Source organism: Streptococcus mitis, assembly GCF_005144795.1.
GTDB lineage: Bacteria > Bacillota > Bacilli > Lactobacillales > Streptococcaceae > Streptococcus > Streptococcus mitis_BB.
On record NZ_SWFJ01000048.1, the window covers coordinates 1 to 539 of the forward strand.

The window sequence follows — 539 nt, forward strand, 5'->3', positions numbered from 1 at the left end:
GCTCATCGCCGTGGTCGTGGTCGCAGCCAGCGTGCACGACAACACCATCGGCACCGCCCTGCTGGACCGGGTCGCCGCCGCCGCCCCGCCGGTGCGCAAGGCGTGGGTGGACGCCGGGTTCAAGACCACCGTCGTCGAGCACGGCGCCGGTCTGGGCATCGATGTCGAGGTCGTCGGACGCGAGCCGGGAGCGCGGGGGTTCACCCCGCTCCCGAAGCGGTGGCGGGTTGAGCAGACCCTGGGCACGTTGATGCTGCACCGGCGGCTGGCCCGGGACTACGAGGCGAAACCGGCCAGCGCGGTAGCGATGATCCACTGGTCGATGGTGGAGGTGATGGCCCGCCGGCTGACCGGGGCGGCCACCCCGACCTGGCGTGACCCGCCGGTCTGACCGGCGGGAGTGTCGGGAATGACGAGCGGAGTGCCGGTGCGGGAGGTGCTGGAACAGATCGAGGCTCGGCGGGCCCGCGCCGGGCGGGCCGTCGAGGAGCTGCGGGAGGAGATCGCCCGGCTCACCGGGCAGCTCGCCGCCGCTGAAC

The 539-nt window shown here is 73.7% G+C and carries 1 protein-coding gene; it reads left to right on the top strand.

What is annotated here, in order from left to right; all coding sequences use genetic code 11:
• Positions 1–391, top strand: a 391-nt coding sequence (locus FBF73_RS09915) for a transposase (RefSeq protein ID WP_169435220.1), incomplete at its 5' end; no start/stop codon positions are given.
• Positions 392–539 lie beyond the last annotated feature (148 nt).